At 49.2% G+C, this 22246-nt stretch carries 15 protein-coding genes and 1 pseudogene; 2 read left to right on the forward strand and 14 right to left on the reverse strand.

From position 1 onward, the window contains the following. The 10 genes and pseudogenes from JCM12308_RS26570 to glmU form a co-directional block, all read right to left on the reverse strand. Positions 1-1071: VCBS domain-containing protein (locus JCM12308_RS26570; RefSeq protein WP_208978966.1), on the reverse strand; the 1071-nt coding region annotated here is incomplete at its 3' end. Beyond that, positions 1029-1808, reverse strand: coding sequence for an FG-GAP repeat protein (locus JCM12308_RS26575; RefSeq protein WP_054785667.1), 780 nt, complete (start codon positions 1806-1808; stop codon positions 1029-1031). The genes JCM12308_RS26570 and JCM12308_RS26575, both read right to left, overlap by 43 nt. Before the next feature lie 645 nt (positions 1809-2453). Then, entirely contained in the window at positions 2454-3230 is a 777-nt protein-coding gene (locus tag JCM12308_RS26580) for a heme acquisition protein HasA (protein WP_054785668.1), read from the reverse strand. 203 nt (positions 3231-3433) lie between these two features. Beyond that, on the reverse strand, positions 3434-5857 hold the full coding sequence (locus JCM12308_RS26585; protein WP_128647524.1) for a TonB-dependent receptor: 2424 nt from the start codon (positions 5855-5857) through the stop codon (positions 3434-3436). A 161-nt stretch (positions 5858-6018) separates the two neighbouring features. Next, positions 6019-7014 carry a FecR family protein gene (locus JCM12308_RS26590; protein ID WP_054785670.1) on the reverse strand — a complete coding sequence of 332 codons (996 nt, stop codon included), beginning with the start codon at positions 7012-7014 and terminating at the stop codon, positions 6019-6021. Positions 7015-7170: 156 nt separating this feature from the next. After that, positions 7171-7665, reverse strand: a complete 495-nt coding sequence (locus JCM12308_RS26595) for an RNA polymerase sigma factor (RefSeq protein ID WP_054785671.1) — start codon at positions 7663-7665, stop codon at positions 7171-7173. Between the two features lie 344 nt (positions 7666-8009). Then, positions 8010-9203: a cytochrome-c peroxidase gene (locus JCM12308_RS26600; RefSeq protein ID WP_054785672.1), complete on the reverse strand. Its 1194-nt coding sequence runs from the start codon at positions 9201-9203 to the stop codon at positions 8010-8012. A gap of 394 nt (positions 9204-9597) precedes the next feature. Continuing rightward, positions 9598-10011, reverse strand: a complete 414-nt coding sequence (locus JCM12308_RS26605) for a YgiW/YdeI family stress tolerance OB fold protein (RefSeq protein ID WP_054785673.1) — start codon at positions 10009-10011, stop codon at positions 9598-9600. 720 nt (positions 10012-10731) lie between these two features. After that, positions 10732-12558: a glutamine--fructose-6-phosphate transaminase (isomerizing) gene (gene glmS / locus JCM12308_RS26610; protein WP_054785674.1), complete on the reverse strand. Its 1827-nt coding sequence runs from the start codon at positions 12556-12558 to the stop codon at positions 10732-10734. A gap of 171 nt (positions 12559-12729) precedes the next feature. Continuing rightward, a pseudogene (gene glmU / locus JCM12308_RS26615) lies at positions 12730-14087 on the reverse strand (bifunctional UDP-N-acetylglucosamine diphosphorylase/glucosamine-1-phosphate N-acetyltransferase GlmU). Between the two features lie 291 nt (positions 14088-14378). Here glmU and JCM12308_RS26620 point away from each other — a divergent pair. Both JCM12308_RS26620 and JCM12308_RS26625 read left to right on the forward strand, forming a co-directional pair. Next, entirely contained in the window at positions 14379-15299 is a 921-nt protein-coding gene (locus JCM12308_RS26620; protein ID WP_054785675.1) for an SPOR domain-containing protein, read from the forward strand. A gap of 95 nt (positions 15300-15394) precedes the next feature. Beyond that, positions 15395-16327 carry a DMT family transporter gene (locus tag JCM12308_RS26625; protein ID WP_280138430.1) on the forward strand — a complete coding sequence of 311 codons (933 nt, stop codon included), beginning with the start codon at positions 15395-15397 and terminating at the stop codon, positions 16325-16327. Between the two features lie 75 nt (positions 16328-16402). On the opposite strand, the gene JCM12308_RS26630 is transcribed toward JCM12308_RS26625, so the two are convergent. The 4 genes from JCM12308_RS26630 to JCM12308_RS26645 form a co-directional block, all read right to left on the reverse strand. Next, positions 16403-17140: a cytochrome c biogenesis CcdA family protein gene (locus JCM12308_RS26630; RefSeq protein WP_008546769.1), complete on the reverse strand. Its 738-nt coding sequence runs from the start codon at positions 17138-17140 to the stop codon at positions 16403-16405. A gap of 228 nt (positions 17141-17368) precedes the next feature. Further along, on the reverse strand, positions 17369-17803 hold the full coding sequence (locus JCM12308_RS26635) for a universal stress protein (RefSeq protein WP_008546255.1): 435 nt from the start codon (positions 17801-17803) through the stop codon (positions 17369-17371). 41 nt (positions 17804-17844) lie between these two features. Next, positions 17845-20460, reverse strand: a complete 2616-nt coding sequence (locus tag JCM12308_RS26640) for a TRAP transporter permease (protein WP_054785677.1) — start codon at positions 20458-20460, stop codon at positions 17845-17847. 128 nt (positions 20461-20588) lie between these two features. Continuing rightward, positions 20589-21548, reverse strand: coding sequence for a TAXI family TRAP transporter solute-binding subunit (locus JCM12308_RS26645; RefSeq protein WP_008546441.1), 960 nt, complete (start codon positions 21546-21548; stop codon positions 20589-20591). Positions 21549-22246 lie beyond the last annotated feature (698 nt).

The raw sequence follows: 22246 nt of genomic DNA on the forward strand, positions 1-22246 counted from the left end.
AGTCTCACCAGCGCCTAACTCATCAAACTGCCCATTTGGATCATAATGGAACTTGCCATCGACAAAAGTCACTTCACCTATTGTTTCCGACGCATCAAATGTAATTGTATGTGTATCGGAATGGTCAGGATCTACAAAGTCAGGTGAAATCTCTAGAGGGCTGTCCTCTGAAGTAGATGCTGCAATATCTGATACGACTGGGGCATCATTGGTTCCAACGACAGTTACAACTACAGGGTGAGTAGCCGTGCCGCCGGCTGTATCTGTAAGCTCTACAGTGAAGGTAAGTTTAACCTGCTCATCAGTAGCCAGATAGTCAAACACTGTTGACGCTGCCTCGAATGTCAGGTTGATACGACCATCTACACTGCCTTCTGAAGAAGTAACACCTGTCACCTTAAGCAGTTCAGTAAGCTCAGAGTTACTTAGAGAAGAAAGCCCGGTAGCAACACCGGTGAAACTGACGGACGAAACTGTCGCGCTGTGATCTGCATCGGTTATATCCGCATCAGAAAATGCCAGTTCTAAACTGTCTGTAATTATTGAGTTATCAGTGCTCTCCAAAAGGGCTAATTCATTGGAAAGATGAACATAGTTTCCAAGAATATCCCGTTTGAAAGCGTAGACTGAACCTGCATCATAGGCGACATCATCATTGCCTGGCGCACCGATATAGATCGTTCCATCTTCACCAATAGATACATTCCGACCAAAAGCGTCGTCTGAAGCTGCATCAGGAGCGATAAGTTTAGTTGAAGTATATCCACCTTCTCCATTTGGCGTAAATACGAGTGCAAGTCCCTCAGTGTTGACACTAGGTGCGGTTCCTACAACGATAACACCATCATTTCCAATCGCGATTGAGGTGCCGGCTTTATCTAGTAATGTGGCGTCGTCTACTGTTAACTCGATAGGATCACCATATGTTCCATCTTCATTCGGGATGTAGACAAATGCAGAGCCTGTATCAAAGAGGTCAGCATCGGCGCCTTTTGCACCAACAACAATCACACCTTGATCATTAACACTTACAGAGCTGCCAAACTGATCACCAGAGACACCATCTGGCAACAGCAGTTTAGTCGGCGCATCATAAAGCCTTCAGCATTTTCCTTATAAATATAAACAGCTCCACTCAGCTGTCCGTTATCATCATCACCAGGAGCTCCGACCACCAGAAGTCCAGTATTGCTGGTATTTACGGACTGCCCAAAGAGTGCGCCAACTGCTACATCCGGTGCTTCCAAGCGCTGAAGAACGTATTCTCCATCAACATTTTGTTTGAAAACTTGAACAACGCCAGAAGGTTGCATCTCGCTATTCGCAGAATAAGGTGCGCCAGTTACGATTACGCCATCGTTTGTTATCGCAACAGAGCTTCCAAGTGCACCTACGCCAGTATTTGCATCGGTTAGCTTGACTGGTTCTCCGTAAGAGCCATTTTCATCCGGGAGGTAAACGTATAGCGCACCACCCGCACCATCGGCTTTTTCTCCTACGACAACAACACCTTGATCGTTGATCGCGACGGAAGCACCAAACTTGTCAGGTGTGGCGCCAGCTGGAAGCTTCAGTTTCGTTTCAACATAACCACCTTGGCCGTCAGGCTGGCGAACCATAACAGAACCATTACTTGGTCCAAGCTCATTAGGTGCACCAACAACCAAAGTGCCGTCAGCATTCACCGCAATAGCAGAACCAAACCCGTCTAGGAACGAGCCATTCCCATCAAGCAAAAGCTCTGATGAGGTAATCGCCTCAACAGGACCGAAGACAGGTGCATTATTGGAAGAAACAGAATCAGACATGCCAACCTCAGAAAACTAAAAAATTTCCGAGACGCTTTCACGAAGAAAATCCAATATCAAATATGATTTGATTCTCAATTTACATAATATTAAGCAAATAAATACTATAGATGAAGCAAACTCATCATTATAAGTCGCACCTATTTTATTGGAGCATGCATATTGCATAGAAATATAATCTAAATGAAAATCAACTCGCTTCACTTAAATCATTTCATCTAGATTATTTTTCTATTTTTAGTTGATATCTAAAAATAATACAATTTAAAATAGATTTCATTTTCATTTTTGAAACAAGAAATCTTTGTTTTTTCTAAGCAGCAAGAGCCTAGATACAGAAAGTTGTCTCATCATGTGCGCCATAGCTGCCTACGTTGCCAGCCGCCCCTCAAAACCAATGCCGGCCCCAAAACACTCGCACTCTATACATCGGTTCTAATTGATTTTTGGAAATATCCGCATCTATGACAAACCAACCGAGATAACTCGGAATATCTTTCTACAAACAAGCCTTTTCATCAGCTCAGCCAGGCCCTTAATCGATTCATGTAACAAGCAAATCCACAATAAAACGGCCCCACTGAACTGCTTCTCGATCTCAAGACCAGTTCAGTGAGGCTGCATTTTGCGCTAATGCAAAGGGACTTAAATGAAGAAGCTTTCGTCCAGACCTGAGGAGAAGCCTTCTACTGTGATCGTATCTGTTGTACCAGCAGCGGAAATGACAGCATTCCCTGGGTCGGAAGCGTAATCGATGATCAGATCATCAAACTCGCTAACACCATTCCAGTTACCAAGCACATCAATAACATCCCCTGCTGCAAGGTCCGTGATGACATCAGTGCCGGAACCTGAGCTGAAGACAAAGATATCATTGCCGGTATTACCGGTCAGGGTGTCATCACCCGCATAGCTTTGGATGGTATCAGCACCAGAGCTGCCATTGATGACCAGATCATTGGCGTCAAGTTGGGCTTCCAGCGCAGTGGTGTTGTTGCTCATAAGACCGTAGACAACATTGTGAACCGGATTACCGGAACCAGAGCCTGACAATCCTAAGCCAGAAATACTGATATCGTTTGTGGTGTGTGCAAAGGAGTCAGAAGATGAATTGTAATCCAGACCATGTCCGAAGGAAACGCTATCAAGTGTTCCACTGAGTACATGATTGATCAGGCTATAGGAGATATCGCCTGCTGATCCGGAGTCTACAATGAAGGATTGGGCATCATCGCTTACGAATGGAAGTAGTGCGGATCCGTTTGTTGCAGCATAGTTATTGCCGTTAAAATCGAATGGGTTCGAGGAGAAGTGTCCCCAACCTGAGCGATCAAAGTTTTGATTAAAGTCCGCAAAGTAAGCAGGCATGTTGATGCCGGTGCCGTCATTGTTTGCATCGCTCAAATTGATAGTTACAGCCATGATATCCTCATCAGATGGTTGTTTGTTCTCTATAGAACGTTGAGGGATCGCAGATGCGATCGGTCAGGCTGGCTGGCAGAAAGCTGGCTGGCTAAGATGTTAAAAAGTGAAGTTTAAAGCGGCCGTGATGGTGCGGCCCGGAGATGGAAACCCACCCGCAGTGAGCGCATCCACATATGCAACATCACCAAGATTATTTACATCTACCCGAAGCGTTGCATTCTCATTGAACTCATAGGAACCGTAGAGATCAACAATGGTATAATCATCTGTTTCGTAACCGCTAGCAAAGAAGCCGAACTGGCCATCAGGTTCAACATGTGTGACACGCCCACCAATGTCAGCCTCTCATCCCAAAACCGAAGACCGGCATTTGCACTTAGCTTTGTTTTGGGAGCAACATTGAGCAAAATGACCCGATCCTTCGCGTCTCCAAACATTGTGTAGGGGTTATCGAACGAGAATGTGTCAGGTAGATCAATATAACTGCGATTGAAAGCAACTCCAGCGAAGAACCGACCAGCATCGTAAAGTGCCTCCAGTTCGAAACCCTGCGTTTTAAGTGGCTCATACAGGTTAGCGTACTGGTAGTAAGGTATCTGGTATTGAAACCCACCAAGATCAAATGTCACGCCAGCCACACTTGCTAGTGCTATGTAGTTTTCTACTTCACGGTTAAAGTAAGAGAGCTTGAGCCGAAGCCTGTCATTTTCAATAAGCTGATCATCAAGCTGAATGTTCACGCCTCCTTCCCAAGTTTTGGCTTGCTCTGCATTTAGCGATCCATTTGGCAGATATGGCAAACCACCACCGGTATGTTCCCCACCCAGGAAGGTCTCCATTACTGTCGGCACACGATATCCCTCCGAGTATCTGCCAAAGAACTGCAGATTTTCAATTGGCGACATAGAAAGCCCAAAGGTTGGAGAGAACCTGTTTCCTGAGTTTGAAATAGATTGATCAACAACCGATGGAACACCAGTGAGGTCATACTCCAGCGCCCTAGAACTCCCCCTCAGATGAAACTGATCATAACGTAATCCGATATCTAGCTTGATCAGATCATTGTAAGACAGTGCAAACTGGTTAAATGCGCTGAAAACACTTCGTTCACCGCTTGGGTCAGCTCCTATCCATAACCCATTTGGATCATCAGCTGGATTGTCGGGTACAGTTGTTGACTTACCCACATCACGAAAGGCTTCAACGCCGTAATTCCAGGATATCGTTAGCTTAGATAGATCAAACTCGCTTGTGTTTTGGAGGCTCCCTCCAAATGTGTTGAGCGCATGATCATTATCAAAGCCCCCTGCACCTGCCGTTCGCGGTAAACGGTACTGGTCATTTTGAGTGCGGTTTGCCCAAACCTTAGCCTCCAGATCAAACCAGTTGTCATCTGGTTGCCAGGTGTAAGTTGCTGTACCCGTGATATTGGAGATGTCGCTGTCATTTTGGAAATCACCACCAATCGTACTGTTGGTGAATGCATCATGAAAACCAAGTGCACCCAGTACGACTTCGTGATCATCTCCCAAACTGAGGTTCAACTTTGAGAGCCAGGATAATGTTTCAGAACCGGTAAAAACAATCGGTTGCCCACTAGAGCTGTAAGTCAGGCTACCTTTGCTACCAGCGTCGTACTTACCCAGATTTTTCTTACTAATACCGGCAGCAAAGCTGATGTTTTCTGTCAGTTTTACCCCAGCTGCAAGATTGCCGCTAAAGTTATAGGCATTTGTGCCTGAGGCCAGTTTTCCTTCAACACCATAGGACTTGCCAGACCTTATCAAGTCAGATGCTTCAATTGTGCGGAAGTTAACGACGCCACCCATGGCCCCTGCACCACCAACACCGGATATGGCACTTTTTTCAATCTCAACTTGTTTTACAAAAGCTGGATCAATGTAAAAACGTCCAACCTCGTCGTGCCCAGCTTTCTGGAAGTTCTGACGAGCACCATCAATCATGACGTTCACGCGGTTCTGATCCTGAAGACCACGAATATTAATACTAATACCTGGATCCTGCGGATTATCCGCCACGTTTACTCCTGGTACTCCTGCAAACAGATCAGCAGCACCGCGAGCATTAGAGTTTTTTATTTCATCGCGCCCGATAACGCTAATGGCCCGAGGTGTTTCATAAACCCACTCAGGTGCCCCCTGCCACCCTGCGGCATCTCCTGAGGAGGCAGTCACAATTACAGGCAGCAAGGATGGGTCACCATCACCAGCTGAAACTGTATCCTGCAGAGAGGAGATGATAATGATGCCGGATGGATCAATCTCATAAACCAACCCCGTACCATCCAGCAGAACATCCAGCGCACCTTGAGCTGTCATCAGTTCTTTAAAGCCAGATACGTTGATGCCTTTTATGTTCTGCGCGTTCACTGAAAGCCGTATGCCTGCCTGTTGTCCAACCTGCAAAAGAGCAGCAGATAAAGACCCGGCAGGTATATTGAACGCAACCTGTTTTGAAAGCTCAGATCGACTTGCTTCTGATTGCGCATAAGCTGCTGGCAACGTCAAACACGTCGTTTGAAACAGTGCTACAAGTAATAAGCTCGCTAGTCTTTTTGTGGGACGCCCCCCTAAGCGCAACCCCACTTGGTTCCCCATATCCATTCTTAAATCACTTCCAAGTCGTCATCAATTTGTCAGTAGATAGAACCTGCAGTCCCAACTTCTTTTAGGAGACGATCCGGAGAGCTTTATTTTCTGAGAAAAATACTCATATTTTTGTAGACAGATGACAAAAACACAAATAACACATTATTATCAACGTGTTATATCTTTGAGATTGTGATAAAAAAATCAAAATCTCTCAGCTTAACCGTATGAGCTGCGACGATAGCATTCAGACTTTGTCGGGGTTTACTCAAGTCAAACACCCCAGTCACACGTTTGCTGTTGATACGAGGATCGAGCACCAAAACCGGCGTCTTCATGAAACGGCGCAGCTTAAACAGAACTTCTTCAAAGCTCTGGTCATCGACGTAAAGCTTACCTCTTTGCCACGCAGCGATGTATTCCGCATTCTGTGATCGAATATCAGGATGCCTATCCTCATGCATCCTGGCCCAATCTGCATCTCTTAACTCTATGACTTCATTCACATCAGAGCTTCCGACAACCTGTACATGCCCATGTTCGACGCCGACAGACACGGCAGAAAGGCCTTTGTTTACATTAAAGCGTGTGCCAAGCACTTTTGTTGTCGTATCACCAGCTGTGACAACAAATGGCCGTTCCTCATCTCGGGCTACATCAAAGAGAGCTTCCCCTCTCAGAAGGCTCACTTTTCGCATTTCATCTGTAAAATCCAAATCAATCGCCGAGTAGGCTGAAAGGTAGATTGTCGAACCATCTTCAAGTTCAACTTCCTTTGTCTGTGCCACTTCAGTTTTATGATCTGCATAGAGCCAAACCGTCAAATGTTGAGGAACGGTCAGGCCTATGCAGAGCAGCAGAAGAAAAGAGAAGCCAGCAGCAAAAACCATTTTTGAGCGTGCAAAGAAATTATGAGAGGCAAAGGCTGGCTCGACATCAATCCCCTGCTTTGGGCCCTGTTCAGTACTGCTAAGTTCAAGCTGCCCCAGTACTTCTGATGTTTGACTAACCTCGAGCCATGCCTCCTGATGAGTTGGATCTTGAAGAAACCAGTCATCAAACTCTTCCCAAAGCTTCAAATCCTCAGGATACTCTTCCAAAAGGATGAACCAGCTGATTGCAGCATCTTCAACGGAAGACGATACTTCTTTTCTGAAATCTGCAAGTGTCATTGGCTTAATCCTGAAGTAGTCGCTGAGTTCGGGACGGCTATGATGCTGTTCATCTTAAGAGGAGACGTTTGAAGGACAGTCTTTTTCGCAAAAAAATCAATTTTGAACCAAATATGTTTTATGCGATAACTTGTGTACTTTACCTCATTAAAGATCCTACTTCTTTGCATTGAGGACCCTCATGCAATGCTTGATACCTCGGTGCAAATGCTCATGTGTCTGCGTCACAGAAAGATTCAAGCTACTCGCAATCTCTCTCAGTTTGAGCCCTTCTAACCGATGCATCTCGACAACTCTTCGCGTGATTTCCGGCAGCTCCGCAAGAGCGGTCAACACCAGCTCAAGTTCTTGCTTTTGGGCCAAAGCACTCTCTTGAGTGGGGTTCTGTTCCACAAATGAAGCAACCGGCGTTTCGTGATCAAAACGTTGAAGCTCGCGTTGTTGCTTGCGCAAATGATCGATGGAGAGATTATGAACAATCCGGCGCAGATAACTCTCTGCGTTATTGGGAGACTTGGCATCGAAACGCAAAAACGCTTCCTGCACAATATCCTCACTTAGTGCCCAATCTTTGGTAATCGATGCCGCATACCGGACCAATATCTCATAGCTTTTGATATGAACCTGGACGCGTTGTTGTGATTTGGTCACTAACCGGTGCCGTTACTTTTGCGAGTATTGGATAATTTAACAACCGGAATATCTTTAATATGAATATAATAGTCAAGTTTTAAAATACATGATTTAATCACCTCAAAGATTCTGATCAAAATTCCATAAAGCTCCTTACGCCTGTTCTACTCTTCTTCCTCAATACAAAATATTGCCATCCGTCGCTTGCAAAGCAAACAAGAGACTGACAGTTCAAAATACAGATCATAGACTGAAAACTCTTTTTGAGACTGGCGGTTATTGCGGGAATGCGTGCACGATGGCAATAAAGAAGCCCCGCAAGTGGCTGCGAGGCTTATGAAGAAAAACATTGAAGTTTCGTCTTATTCTTCTTCCAGAAGGTGCTCGTAACGTTCATCCGTGAGCGTTTTCATGAAAGCAACCAGTGCGTTGATGCGTCTGTCATCCAGTGCAGGTCCGGTGGTCAGTTCCTTGACGTCCAGCGTTGCTGGTACTTCAGGTGCTCCCCATGGTCTGCCTGTTTCTGGGTTGATCTGAGCAGATTTCTTTCGCGAGTTGTAGCGGTTATAGAACTGAACAACCGTTTTGAGATCCTTGAACACGCCGTTGTGCATGTAAGGCCCTGTAACTGCCACGTTGCGCAAGGTAGAAGTTTTAAACTTACCATCCCAGAACTTATCATCTACAGCTGGATTAGCCAGCAAGCCGTGGTCAACTGTACCAGCTGGAGAACCATTGGCTGCGCGCACGGCTTTGTTCACTGGCACACCGATGTTGAAGTACTGGTAGTTGGTGAAGGTTTCCCCTTCAGAGCCCGGCACTTTCTTGAGCTGATGGCAGACATTGCAGTTGGTGAACTGAGGAGAGAAGAACAGGATGCGTCCCAGTTCCTCTTGTGGGCTGAGCTCTAACTCACCACGCAGGAAGCGGTCATACTTGGAATCAAACGGCGCGAAAGTGTCAGTACGCTCAAAGGCTGCGATTGCCTTGGTCATGGCGACATAGGCTTCTTCGTCGCTCTCAAAAATGCTTTTGCCAAAGAGCTGCTTGAAGGTTTCGATGTAATCGTCGTTTTCCTTGATACGCTCGACAACAGAGGCTTTGCTTGGCATGCCCATTTCAATTGGGTTCAGCGGTGGCCCGCCGGCCTGACCTTCAAGGTCGTTCTCCCGGCCATCCCAAAACTGGCCGCCGACAAACTTACCGTCTTTGGTTTTATGGAAGTTGGGGCTGAATGCGGCATATCCGGCTGATGGCGCGTTGCGGTCACCTATGGATTCTCCATCATCGCCTAGGGAGACAGCCGTGCTGACTGGCGCGTCAAAGCCGTTGTCTCTTGGGTCCGCAAAACCAGTATCTGGCGTGTGGCATGTAGCGCAAGACATAGTGCGGTTCTTTGACAGGTTGAAGTCAAAGAATAACTGATGGCCGAGGTTTTCCAGCTGAGAAAGTTTTTTTGATGAAACGCCGGCGTCCTGCGCATAACTCGCTGAAATTACGAGGCAACCAGCAAGGCTAAGCAGGGCAAAGCCCGATTTTTGATAGAAACTACGCATTCTATGAACTCATTTTGCAACTGCGTCTCATTTACATTTCCTTGTAATGAGCTTCAATTGAAAACTTGAGGAAAGAAGTAGAAATATAGGTTGAGATGTCTGGAGGGTTCTGCTGACAAAAATTGTCGGTAGCATCGATGAAACATCATTCAATGTTGGCTTGGTGCTTTCAGAGGCCGTCATTTCAGAGGTTTAAGAATATTATGGGTGGCTCGTCTGCATTACAGATACGGCATCAGTTATCGTGTCTCTAAAAACTAAGAAAAGCCCGATGTCATCGACATCAATAAGGCTCCCACATATGGTATCGCTGTTTCTCAAAGGATGTTCTGGATGAGGCCCGCCTGGTTGAGCGGGCCATTAAAATTAGGGCAAGTGCTTTGACTATGCAAACCTACTGGACAATCTGGAGGTTGTGGACACGTATGCTTGGGGTCCCTATCCAGCCTTCAACTTCACCAAAAACGCGAACCATGTCTGATGCTGAAACGGTTAGAGGGTTTTGCCGTTCATGATCATCGATATGTACTGTGATTACACCAGAGCCATCATCAAAGACAAATGAGCTCTCGTCAATCTGGCGAGTAAGCTTGCCTTCAAGAACGACACTGTCATCCTTAAAAGGGTTCAAGCTGGTAGATAGCATGGAAACTTTCGCAACAGCTACTGGTCCGGTGTACTGAATTGCAGCCCCTTCATTGCTGTCACCATACTCACTGCGATGATCATCCGCCAAAACAACAAACGGGCTTGCGAGGGTCACTGCGGTAGTTGCTGCAATAATGGATAGCTTCTTTCTTGTTTTCATGTGGTCGTCCTCTCTTCTTCTTGAAGGTCAGGAAACACGCCAAGCTGAACTCTGTCTGAAGGGGAACTTAGGAATTTTAGTAAGCCAATCGAAAAAGTGTCGTTTGTTTTCTGTCAAGTTTCTGGATGGCTGAAACCGCTATGATATTAGGGCTATAAGCAAATATTCAGGCGCTTCTTCAGCATTTCCCATAATTGAGCTTTTACTGCTTGAACAGCCCTTTAACTGCCGTTGTCACTCATCTGTATGCTGCAGTGCAGTTTCCCATTCCTGCCATTCATCAATGATGCAGCCTTTCCGCGCAGTGGCATCGGTAGAGCCGGAGGAAGCTACCACGCCAAAGCTGGAACTCAATATTTACCCATAATCAATCCCGGTTGTGTCAAGCCCCTCGCACCACACAGACACAATACCTGCTCCGCTTTGCAAGGATGAAACAGATTAGGGAATGAGCGGGGACTCCGCTGGAATTAAGAACCATAGGAAGACATTCGCTTTCCGCTCTAACGAATACCCGCACGAACCCAAATACCGCTAGTTTGCATTTGGCACACCATAGATCCTGTATGAGTTATCATACAGGATCTATGGTCTTGATTTAAGGTGTCTTTTATAAGAGGTTGGAAGGCAAAAATACCGTTCGTAGAGTTCTACTTCTCAGTATACTCAATATGATAATTCATTACTCTCGAACTTTAAAAACTTCAGCATTCCATCCGCTTATTCAACGGTGACGGACTTTGCCAGGTTGCGTGGTTGGTCTACGTCGGTGCCCATGAACACGGCGGTGTGGTAGGAGAGCATCTGCAGTGGCAGGGCGTAGATGAGTGGAGCGACGATTTCCGGAAGCTCTGGTAGGATGATCATCTGGTTCGCAGCAACACCGGCCGCCTCAGCGCCCTTTTCATCCGTGAACAGAGCAATCTCACCACCACGGGCAGCTACTTCCTGCATGTTGGAGACGGTCTTCTCGTAAACACCATCAAATGGCGCAACGACCAGAACCGGCATGTTCTCATCAATCAACGCGATCGGACCATGCTTCAGCTCGCCCGCTGCATAGCCTTCTGCGTGAATGTAGGAGAGCTCCTTCAGCTTCAACGCACCTTCCAGAGCAAGTGGGAAGCTTGTGCCACGACCGAGGAACAGCGCATGATGCTTTTTGGACATCCATGGCGCCAGCTTTTCGATCTGAGGTTCCAGCTTCAAAGCCTGCATGGCATGTGCTGGCAGCTCGGAAAGCGCTCCAACCAGCTCTTTTTCCTGAGCATCGCTCAGATGTCCACGTTGACGACCTGCCAGCACTGCAAGACTTGCAAGAACAGCCAGCTGACACGTGAAGGCCTTAGTGGACGCAACACCAATTTCCGGCCCGGCAAAGATCGGGAAGATCAGATCAGATTCACGCGCAATCGTGCTCTCAGAAACGTTCACAACCGCACCGATGGTCATGCCCTGCTCTTTACAGTAGCGCAGCGATGCCAGCGTATCTGCTGTTTCACCGGACTGAGAAATGAACAGCGCCAGATCACCTTCCCCCAATGGCATTTCGCGGTAGCGGAACTCGGAGGCAATATCGATATCAACCGGTAGGCGAGCGTATTTCTCAAACCAGTACTTAGCGGTCAGCCCCGCATAGTAAGCTGTACCACAAGCAGAAATAACGAGGCGGTTGATCTTGGAGAAGTCAAAATCATTGCCCTCCGGCAGAGCAACCTTGCCCTCATTGAACTTCAGATACTGAGAGATCGCATGACCCAACACTTCTGGCTGCTCATGGATTTCTTTAGCCATGAAGTGGCGGTAGTTGCCCTTGTCCATCATGGTGGAGCTAACGCTGGACGTTTGAACCACACGCTCTACAGCAGAGTTGTTCTCATCAAAGATCTGCGCACCAGCACGGGTCAAGACAACCCAGTCACCTTCTTCAAGGTAGCTGATGCGGTCTGTAAACGGAGACAGTGCAATCGCATCAGAGCCGAGGAACATCTCGCCTTCGCCATACCCAACAGCAAGCGGGGACCCGCGGCGAGCACCGATCATCAGGTCGTCCTGATCAGCAAACAGAATTGCCAGTGAGAACGCACCTTTCAGGCGACCAAGAACAGCAGCAACAGCATCCTGTGGGGATTTGCCAGTTTTCACTTCAAGTGAAATCAGGTGCGCAACAACTTCAGAGTCCGTCTCGGTTGAAAGTTTCACACCGGCACTGCGCACATCTTCACGCAACTCCAGGAAGTTTTCGATAATACCGTTATGCACGACCATCACGCCATCAGCAGCGTGTGGGTGTGCATTTTCTACAGTTGGTGCACCGTGAGTTGCCCAACGGGTGTGGCCAATGCCACTTGTGCCGGAAAGAGGCTTATCTTCCAGCAACGCTTCCAGATTGCGAAGTTTACCCTTCGCACGACGGCGATTAAGGTCGCCGCCGACAACAGTTGCAATACCTGCAGAGTCATATCCGCGATACTCAAGCCGTTTCAGCGCATCTACCAGCAATGGTGCAACAGGTGTCTGCCCCAAAATACCGACAATACCGCACATAAGTGTTCTCCTTGAAATCCCACCTCGCAACTGATGCGAGCATCAACTTTTGGCCAAGTCTTTAGCCTGATGCACTGCTGCGAGGGAAATCAATCCGTGTTTCGTTTCGTTACAGCTTGAGGATAATTGAGCAAGCACACTGCTAACCTCAGCAATGTGCAACATTATTGCTCAGCCCTTTCTTGAAGCTTTAGCCGCAGCAAGCATCTCACGCATCACTTTGGCGCGGCCTTCCTTGTTCACCTGCTGACCACGCCCAATCGCCAACGCGTTTTCAGGCACATCAGAAGTCACCACAGAGCCCGCAGCAACAAAGGCACCGTCACCAAGGGTCAGAGGCGCAACCAGCACGCTGTCAGAGCCGATAAAGCTACCAGCCCAATGTCTGTGTGATGCTTCAGGTAGCCATCGTAGTTGCAGGTGATCGTGCCGGCTCCGATGTTGGACTTTGCACCAACACGCGCATCGCCGATGTAAGAAAGGTGGTTGACCTTCGCGCCACTCTCAACCTTGGCATTCTTGATCTCAACAAAGTTGCCGATATGGGCGCCTTCTCCGATATCCGCACCCGGACGCAGTCGTGCATAAGGACCAACCGTGGCATCCGCACTCACATGTGCCTTTTCAAGATGAGAGAACGCACGAATACGAGCACCGCTGTCAACATGAACTCCCGGACCAAACACGACGTTCGGCTCCACCACAACATCTGGGTCGATCTCAGTGTCCCAGGAGAAGTAGACAGTTTCCGGCGCCTGCAAGGTCACACCGTTTTCCATGAAGGTCTCACGTTGAACCTGCTGGAACACAGCTTCACAAGAGGCCAGCTGAGAGCGATTGTTGATACCTTGCACTTCCTTCTCATCTGCCAGTTCAGAAACAACACGCATGCCTTTGCTGCGCGCCACTTCCACCGCATCCGTCAGGTAATACTCACCCTTGGCGTTGTCGTTTTTGATCTCGGCGATCAGGTCTGGCAACGCCGAGCCTTTGAACGCCATGATACCTGCGTTGCAAAGCGTGACTCTGCGTTCTTCGTCAGTTGCTTCTTTTTCTTCACGGATCGCAACAAGTTCACCATCGCTTTCCAGAAGACGGCCATATCCAAACGGGTCATCTGCCTCAAAGCCCAGAACCACAACATCAGCACCACCAGAAAGGCGCTCGCGCAGACGATGCAGCGTGTCGGCCTTCACCAGCGGCGTATCCCCAAAAAGAACCAGAACGTGATCTGAAGCAGCCTTGTAAGCCTCTTCAGCCGCTTTCACGGCATGGGCTGTTCCAAGACGATCAACCTGTACATGGCAGGTCGCATGAGGCACACGGATGGCGACATGCTCTTCCAGCTTCGCCATCTCTGGGCCAACCACAACAGCAACCTTGTCAGCACCTGCGTGAACGACGGAGTTCAGCACGTGGCCAACAAGCGGCAACCCACCAATCTCGTGCATCACCTTTGGCAGGGCCGAACGCATACGCGTTCCCAATCCAGCAGCCAGAACAATTGCCAAACAAGAACTATTGGACATGCAAACCCCTTGGGTAACTAGAATTCAAAACTGACAGGCAACCTGCACCAGAGCTTTGGCATTTCAAAGGACATCCCTTTGCTTTCACCAAGAAAATCAGCGCACCCATTAGAAGTAGCAGATAGTGTTTAATACATCTTTTTCAGGTTGCGTTTGCATTTTGTTAACCATAAAAAATCAAGTTAATACATATAGTTAGGATTAGATTCGAATACGAGGCGACTGGAAGCGTTGCGACTTCCTCATAAAATCAACGAGTTACGGCAAGAACCGAAAGTACTGCGAGAACGTGTGACCGTTCTGGCATGGGGTATTGCTGCGCTCTCGTTCGTCGCCCTCGCCGCCTCCGCAGTGCAGATGCCAGGCAAGTTTGCAACCCAAACACCCCATTTTGCCCAGGCAATAATTCCACTCCCAGCACCCGGCCCTGTAGCCACAACAGCCTCAATTGGTGGACAAACAGCACAAAATGCCTTCCAGATTTATGGCGGAGCTGGCGAAAAAACCGAATCACAACAGGAATTGCAGAACGCAAAAGAGCTCCGAGCCGTGCGTGATGAGATCATTTCTCTCCGCCGCTCCATGCTGCGTCTGACAGAGCAAAACCGCAGATTGTCGAGCAAACTGAAAGCGCTGGATAAAGCCGCAAACCAAGCGCAGACTGAAACCAAAGCCGCCCCCAAACCGACCATCACCGCAGTAAAGCCAAAGCAAAAGCCTGTAACACCAATCGAAACGCTGCCAGCACCAGAGCTTTCCGCAGCAAAGCCGCAACCACAGGCACCCGGCCCATTGCCAGAGATGAAACTCTCCGAACTGGCGGAAATCACAGAAACCACCCTGCCGGACGCATCTGTGCCTGAAACTGTCGCATCAATCCCGGCAAAAGCAGAGCTGCCTGAGTTTCACAAAACCCCAGCAGCAGGCAAACTCAGCCAGTCGGGCCGTCGCAAGATCGTGCGCACCTCCTTCGCGGTTGATCTGGGCAGTTTTGACAATGCCAACGCGCTCAACAGTCGATGGCAAAAGCTCAAGGACAACAACCCTCTCTTGCTGGGAGACCTGAAGAAACGGGTCTCAACCGCTGAGGTTGACGGAACAACCCAGTTCACATTGACAGCGGGCCCATTCTTCAACGCCGCAGACACCGCTGTGGTCTGCGCAAGACTGGTGCGAGAAAAAGTCAATTGCTCGCCAACCATTTTCCAATAAGTTAGCTTCATCTTTCTGCACCTGAGATTGGGACCAGCCGCGCCGACACCTGCGTGAACAGCCCCAGCCTTGCAGGTCATTTCGGAATACCACGCGTGTCTCATTCTCCTTCGAGCTCAAATTGGGCCTCAACATATGCCCTGTTGTTTCTCATGCCCGTTTTCATGAGCTCCAATATCATTATTGCCAAGCCTGCCATTGCCCATACAGAGCCATGGACCCTCGCCTTTTTCAGATGGGGTCTGGCCTCTCTCATCCTGTTGCCGTTTACATATCGTGAGCTGAAAAGAAGCCTGCCGATCATCCGCAAGAATCTGAAGCTCCTCGGCTTCATGGCCTTCCTCGCCATGTGGATCTGCGGTGCCATCGTCTATCTGGCCTTGAAAGAAACGTCCGCCACCAACGGAACGCTGATCTACTCCGCAGCCCCTGCTCTGATCCTTGCCCTTGAGTGGCTCTTCAGAGGCCGTGCAGTGGCCATGCGCGAGCTTGTGGGGATCTCACTCGCCATCATTGGTGTCTTCGTGATCGTCACCAAGGGCTCACTGGGGAATCTGCTCAGCCTGCAACTGAACAGCGGCGACTTGCTCTTTGCGCTATGCACGCTCAGTTGGGCAATCTATTCTGTACTTATCAAGAAGAGCCAGCTGCAGAGCATCTCAACAGCCCCTCTGTTCACAATCCTCGCCATCCTCGGCACACTCATCCTTGCGCCATTCGCAGTCGCTGAGATGGCAATCACGTCGTCCGTACCAAACACGGGCGAAGTTTGGATGTCGATCGCAGGGGTAGCACTGGTCGCATCTGTTGCTTCGTTCCTCACCTACCAGTTCAGCATCCGATTGGTTGGCCCATCCATCGCAGGCATGTTCATGTATCTGATGACACCCTACGGCGTTGGTATGGCGGTTCTGTTTCTCGGTGAGAAGCTGCAGACATTCCATTACCTCGGCTTCGCACCGATCATGGCAGGCCTCCTGCTGGCGACACTCCCGGCCAGCATCTTCCGGAAAAAGGCCAGCGCATAAAGCGCATCACATCCTCCAAACGCAAAAAAGCAGGCTCAGAGCCTGCTTTTTTCATTTCATCATTTATAGAGCGATTTAGCCGATCTGGGAGAAAACCGGGAAAGTTTCCAGCAGCCAGAAAGAGAATGCCTGAATGTAACCGGTCAGGAAGCCCACACCGGTAAGCACCAGAAACGCACCCATGACTTTCTCTACTGTGCCCATATGCTTGCGGAAGCGCGCCATGAAGCCCATGAACGGACCAGCAAACATCGCAGCGATCATGAACGGCACACCGATACCCAGCGCATAAGCTGCCAGCAGGATCACGCCCTGATTAACAGAAGCCTGCGTACCAGCAATCAGAAGAATACTTGCCAGAACCGGACCAATGCATGGCGTCCAGCCAAAACCGAATGCAAGGCCCATCAGATAAGCCCCGCCAAAGCCGCCCGGCTGGCGATCAATCTGCACACGCGCTTCGCGGTAAAGAAAACCGATCTTGAACGCACCAAGGAAATGCAGACCCATGATGATGATCATCGCACCTGCCACATAGGCAAGGTACTGGGAATACTGCAGCACGAACTGGCCAAGGAACGACGCACTTGCTCCAAGCAGTACAAACACGGTTGAGAACCCGGCCACAAAACACATGGCCGCAATCATAACCCTGTTGCTCTGCGCTGCGCTTTTATCTTTGCTTGTCACCTCTTCAATGGACAGACCAGCGATGTATCCAAGATAAGGCGGCACCAGCGGTAAGACGCAGGGAGAAACAAACGACAAAATGCCCGCGAAAAATGCGCCCCATAGGGTGATGTCTTGCAACATGTAGCTTTCCTAATTCCGTTTGGAATGCATCCTGAAGGACCTGACGCCGACACGCATGATGGCGTGACAAAGTTCTGGTCCGGCAACAGATGACCAACGCTTATATATACAATTTTGCTGAAAGTTGGATGTGTTTCGTCAAACAGGCAAGAAAATCTGCGACACATTTTGGTGAACGGTAGATAGAAACACGTAACCACCGTCCACCAGAAACACTAGAAGTGGCTTTTACTTATCGCGAACAACCAGAACAGACTGGTTGGCATGGCGCACAACGCGCGCAGCATTTGGCCCCAGAAGGAAGTCCTTCAGCTCTGGGCGATGCGAAGAAAGAACAATCAGATCCGTGCCCAGCTTGTCAGCCGCGCTGGTGATCTCTTCATAGATCGTTCCGTGGGCAATATGCCCTTTCACATCCAGCTCCTCATCAGGAAGCTGCGTATCCAGAAACTCTTCAAGAGCTTCACGGGTACGCTCCAAAGCTTCGGTTTCAAATTCGCGAGCAAAATAGCCGCCAACAATAGATTTGCCAAAATCTGGCAGCACCGTCACCACATGCAGCTGAGCCTTGTAATGACGAGCCAGATCAACAGCCACGGGAAGCGCAGTTTTCCAGCTGCTTTCTTCGTTCAGATCCAAAGGCAGCAAGATATTGGAGTACATTTCCCAACTCCTCAAAATTATAGTTTTATGGCACAGCCCGCTTAAAAAGCGGGCTGAGTTTGGCGTCGGCGTTGAAGCATAACAACCAGCAAGAGCAAGAGTATCGCAGGAATGTAGAACAATTCCTTCGGCATACGTTCTGCCTCTACCTGAGAGCTTAGGATTGAAACCGGAACATCTCCGTAAAAATCAAAGCCCTGCAGTTTTTCAGCAAACGTTGTGCCTGGGAATGGCTCATCGAGGATCAGCTTGCCATCATCTTCCATCGTGACAAGACCAGCAGCCTCAAGCCGTGCATCAGCACCCTGCTCTTCTCCAATAGTTAGCGGCAATGTCAGCGTCAGGATTTTATCCATGTCATCAAAATCCGGACCTGCGAGGTTAAGACGCACTATTTCACCCGGCTGCGCATCACTGACCATCTCAAGGATGGCTGGACCTGTGACAGTTACGTACTCGTCCTGCACCTGATTGAGCCAGAAGCCCGGACGGAACAGAGAAAATGCCACGAGCAGCAGAACCAGCGATTCCCAAAGACGGGAACGGGCAAAGAAATAGCCCTGCGTCGCCGCTGCAAATAGCATCATCGCCACCACAGAGACAATGAAGACAAAGACCGCCTGAAGAGGTTCAACATCGATCAACAAAAGATCAGTGTTGAAGATGAACAGGAACGGCAGCGCTGCTGTACGCAGGGAGTAGATGAAGCCCTGAACACCCGTCTTGATCGGATCACCACGACTGATCGCAGCAGCAGCAAAGGCCGCAAGCCCCACAGGTGGCGTCACATCCGCCATGATGCCGAAGTAGAAGACGAAGAAGTGAACTGCAATTAGTGGCACGATAAAGCCAGTCTGCTCACCAAGCTGCACCACAACAAGTGCCATCAATGAGGACACCACGAGGTAGTTAGCAGTGGTAGGCAACCCCATACCAAGGATCAAGCTCATCACAGCAACGAGGAACAGCATTGCAAGTAGATTGCCACCTGAAAGGAACTCTACCAGTTCAGCAATCATCTGGTGCATACCGGTCAGGGACACAGTACCCACGATGATACCAGCAGCAGCTGTTGCAACAGCAATGCCAATCATGTTGCGTGCGCCGCCAATCATGCCTTCAGCAAAATCAACGATACCCTGCCATACGCGGCCAGTCTGAGACTCCCCACGGAAGAAAGCTTTGATTGGGTGTTGGGTTACAACGATAAAGATCATCGCCATGGTTGCGTAGAACGCTGACAGAGACGGTGAGAAGCGCTCAACCAGAATACACCAGATCAGAACAACAATCGGCAGAATGTAATAGTAGCCAGTACGACCAACATCACCAGCAGCCGGCAGCTCCTTGATAGGTGCATTCGGATCATCCACCTCAAGGTCAGGAACCTGAGCTGCGATGTAAGCAAGGAAGAGATAGCCTGCACCAAACAGCGCCAGAACCACTGGGAATGTCAGAGACGGGAATGCCGTCTTAGTCCAGCCCAGACCGTAGTAAACCGCAGCACCAACAATGGTGATACCGATAAAGCCAGTCAGAACGCCAATCAGACGCTGCATCACAGTAACATGCACAGGAGGCTTAGGCAGGCCTTTCAGGTTCATCTTCAGCGCTTCCAGGTGCACGATATACACCAGAGCGATGTAGGAGATCACAGCCGGAATGAAGGCGTGAATAACGACCTGATGGTAACTGGTACCGGTGAACTCCGCGATCAGGAATGCTGCAGCACCCATCACAGGTGGCATCAACTGACCATTCACGGAAGACGCAACCTCAACAGCACCCGCCTTTTCAGCCGGGAAGCCAGTGCGCTTCATCAGCGGAATAGTAAAGGTACCGGTAGTCACAACGTTCGCGATGGAAGAACCGGAGTAAAGACCACTCATCGCAGAAGCAAGAACCGCCGCTTTCGCCGGACCACCGCGCAGGTGACCGAGAAGCGCGAACGCTGCTTTGATGAAGTAGTTACCTGCACCCGCCTTCTCCAGCAGAGAGCCGAAGAGAACGAACAGGAAGATCATGGAAGCCGAGACGCCGACAGCAACACCAAAGACGCCCTCCTCCTGAATCCAGTAGTGCCACATGGCCTTACCGTAGGAAGCACCACGCCACTGAATAACTTCAGGAAGGAAGGAAGAATTGCCGAACATGGCATAGCCGACAAAGATCGCTGCAACGATCACAAGTGGCAGACCAAGGCTGCGGTAAACCGCGATCGCAAGCACAGTCAGGCCAGTGGTGGCCACAACCAGGTCCATCTGAGTTGGAAGACCGGCGCGATTAGCGATTTCAGACCGCATGATCACAAGGTAGAGACAAGCCGCAGCGCCTAAAAATGCAAGGACCCAGTCATACCACGGTATGGTGTGACGCGGGCTGCGGGAAAACAGAGGGTATGCAAAAGCTGCAAGCACCAGACCAAAGGCCAGGTGAATGTTTCTGACTGCAGAGTTGTTGAAGATGAGATTGATGCCAAAGGTATCATTCAGCCAAAACGGAACATTCGACGCCACGTAGAGCTGAAAAACAGACCAGAAAAAGGCAATGGCCGCAATCATTGTGCCTAAGCCGCCAGAAAGGCTTCGTGCACCGGTATCTGCCTGAGCGACCAGTTCCTGCGCATCAACTTGCGCCTTGTGTCGTTCTGGACTCATTCGCACCCCCAAATACAGTTCCCCCTTTGCCTTAGCTGTAAAGGCAGAGCAAGAAACCTACTAAATCTCATAGAAAACCAAAAAATGCGGGGCTAGAGCCGCCCCGCATTATAGAAAAACCGGATAGATTACATCCAGCCGCGTTCTTTGTAGTACTTAACCGCACCATCATGCAGAGGAGCTGTCAGGGAATCCTTGATCATCTCTTCTTCTTTCAGGTTTTTGAATGCTGGGTGCAGCTTTTTGAAGTCATCGAAGTTTTCGAATACGGACTTCACGATGGTGTAAACAACATCGTTAGGCACAGCAGCGGAAGACACGAAAGTTGCGCCAACACCAAAGGTGTTGATGTCTTCTGCGTTGTTGTACATGCCTGCAGGGATAGTTGCTTTACGGTAGAAGGAGTATTTGTCGACCAGATCGTCGATCGCTTTACCTTCAACGTTCACCAGCTGCGCATCACAGGTGCTTACAGTTTCCTGAGTAGATGCGGATGGGTGACCCACCAGCCAGTAGTAAGCGTCGATCTTGCCGTCACAAAGTGCAGCACCAGCTTCAGCGGACTTCAGCTCGGTTGCCAGAGCCAGATCGCCCTTGTTCACGATGCCTTCTTTTTCAAGAAGCTGCCAAGTCGCATACTGACCGGAACCTGGGTTACCGATGTTGACTTTTTTGCCCTTCAGGTCGGTGTAGTTGTTTACGCCGGAACCTTTAGCAGCAAGCATTGTTACTGGCTCAGGGTGTACGGAGAATACGGAGCGCAGCTCGCCGAAAGGCTTGCCGTCCCACTGGGAGCGACCTTCGTATGCGTTCGCCTGAACGTCAGACTGAGCAACACCAAACTCAAGCTCACCATTCTGGATGGTGTTGATGTTGTAAACAGAACCACCAGTGGATTCTACAGAACAACGGATGCCGTGCTCTTTACGGGTTTTGTTTACAAGACGACAGATCGCACCACCGGTTGGGTAGTAAACACCGGTAACACCGCCGGTGCCGATGGATACGAAACGATTTTCTGCCGAAGCTCCAGTTGCAACGCTAACCGCAATCAGCGCAGCTCCAACTGCAACATTGCTAAGTTTCATACGAACCTCCACTTAAGTTGTAATTGCGCGATCCCGTAACTCACGGTATCGCGAATAGGAAATCTTGGCATTTTAACCATCAGACACGCCTATTTCCCACTGGCACAGAATGAATGATGCCAAAAGCGGTGAAATACGTACACATCTATTGCTTGAATTACCAGTAAACTCTCAAAACTGCCGGTGACGTCCAAGCCGTACGCCATTTCACCTAACAAACTGATTCAAAAATACTTTTTCAGATATATGAGCATTTCGCACACGCGAAAGCCCCACAGATATTTCACGAAAAACTGCCAAAATTCGGGTGATACACCAGCAAACTGCCAATTGCTTCCACAAAATAGTATACTAAGGTATTACAGATTTTGTGAAGTATCACGCCTTATTTCAAGCAGCGATCCTACGTTATTTCACCTAGAGAACTAATAATACCCCCAAAACCAATGGATGACTGAAATGATTGCAGCAGTCACCTCCTCAGAAGCAGATCATAGCACAACGCGCAATTTGTGCACCGCACCCTACACTCTGCCGACGTGAGAACAAAGGTCGCTCATATGTCGTTCATATAAAGAGCGCTCAACCAAACATCATTTCACTCTCCACCTTCCAAACTTAATGCACTTCAGCAATCGTATCGCCCCCTCAACATAAGAACGGTCAAAAAGCCTAAAAAACGCACTGTGTGGAAAATG

The sequence above is a fragment of the Pseudovibrio denitrificans JCM 12308 genome (assembly GCF_001310815.1).
GTDB lineage: Bacteria > Pseudomonadota > Alphaproteobacteria > Rhizobiales > Stappiaceae > Pseudovibrio > Pseudovibrio denitrificans.

Excerpts from the sequence above, each read along its gene's own strand:
- JCM12308_RS26575 (WP_054785667.1), bottom strand. The coding sequence starts at position 1,808 with ATGTCTGATTCTGTTTCTTCCAATAATGCACCTGTCTTCGGTCCTGTT.
- JCM12308_RS26580 (WP_054785668.1), bottom strand. The coding sequence starts at position 3,230 with ATGGCTGTAACTATCAATTTGAGCGATGCAAACAATGACGGCACCGGC.
- JCM12308_RS26585 (WP_128647524.1), bottom strand. The coding sequence starts at position 5,857 with ATGGATATGGGGAACCAAGTGGGGTTGCGCTTAGGGGGGCGTCCCACA.
- JCM12308_RS26590 (WP_054785670.1), bottom strand. The coding sequence starts at position 7,014 with ATGACACTTGCAGATTTCAGAAAAGAAGTATCGTCTTCCGTTGAAGAT.
- JCM12308_RS26600 (WP_054785672.1), bottom strand. The coding sequence starts at position 9,203 with ATGCGTAGTTTCTATCAAAAATCGGGCTTTGCCCTGCTTAGCCTTGCT.
- JCM12308_RS26605 (WP_054785673.1), bottom strand. The coding sequence starts at position 10,011 with ATGAAAACAAGAAAGAAGCTATCCATTATTGCAGCAACTACCGCAGTG.
- glmS (WP_054785674.1), bottom strand. The coding sequence starts at position 12,558 with ATGTGCGGTATTGTCGGTATTTTGGGGCAGACACCTGTTGCACCATTG.
- JCM12308_RS26630 (WP_008546769.1), bottom strand. The coding sequence starts at position 17,140 with ATGTTGCAAGACATCACCCTATGGGGCGCATTTTTCGCGGGCATTTTG.
- JCM12308_RS26635 (WP_008546255.1), bottom strand. The coding sequence starts at position 17,803 with ATGTACTCCAATATCTTGCTGCCTTTGGATCTGAACGAAGAAAGCAGC.
- JCM12308_RS26640 (WP_054785677.1), bottom strand. The coding sequence starts at position 20,460 with ATGAGTCCAGAACGACACAAGGCGCAAGTTGATGCGCAGGAACTGGTC.
- JCM12308_RS26645 (WP_008546441.1), bottom strand. The coding sequence starts at position 21,548 with ATGAAACTTAGCAATGTTGCAGTTGGAGCTGCGCTGATTGCGGTTAGC.